Source organism: Vibrio sp. 1978, from assembly GCF_033344345.1.
The window spans coordinates 1-664 of record NZ_JAWPOP010000542.1; the positions used below are offsets into that span (position 1 = coordinate 1).

The 664-nt window shown below is 44.7% G+C and carries 1 protein-coding gene; it reads right to left on the reverse strand.

All coding sequences use genetic code 11. The features are described from left to right. Nucleotides 1-85: 85 nt before the first annotated feature. Nucleotides 86-664: YjiH family protein (locus R8N49_RS27710; protein ID WP_412034924.1), on the reverse strand; the 579-nt coding region annotated here is incomplete at its 5' end.

Consider the following 664-nt stretch of genomic DNA (forward strand, 5'->3'; position numbering starts at 1 on the left):
GAGGCGAAGTTAAGTGGGGAAGTAAGCCAAATTTTAGTTGTAAAAAAGGCCCCGACAGAGCGGAGCCTTTGTGTATGCTTTGATTTTAGAAAATCAGATGCGCAACACCAGCAATCACAGGAAGTGTAATCAGCGTACGCAGAATGAAGATAACAAACAGTTCTACGATGTTAACTGGAATCTTGCTACCTAGTAGTAGTGCGCCAACTTCTGACATGTAAATCAACTGAGTAACAGACATTGCTGCGATAACAAAACGAGTCATTTCGTTGTCGATAGATGCCGCCAGAATCGCAGGGATAAACATATCTGCAAAGCCAACCACGATAGTTTGCGATGCTTGTACTGCTTCAGGAATTTGTAGCAACTCTAAGTAAGGAATGAATGGCTGACCAAGGATCTCAAACACTGACGTGTATTCAGCAATCACTAGTGCAACGGTACCCAAACCCATAACCACAGGCAGTACGCCAAACACCATATCGATAGCGTTGTGTACGCCTTCTTTGAATACAGACTGAACAGATTTTACTTCTGCAGCGCGTTTTAGAGCTAAGTCCATGCCCCATGAGAATGTCGTGTGACCTTCTGGCACTGCATCTACATCTTCTGCTGGCTTGCTACCGTCAATGTAGCGGTCTTTTTTCAGGCTTAGAGGCGGCAA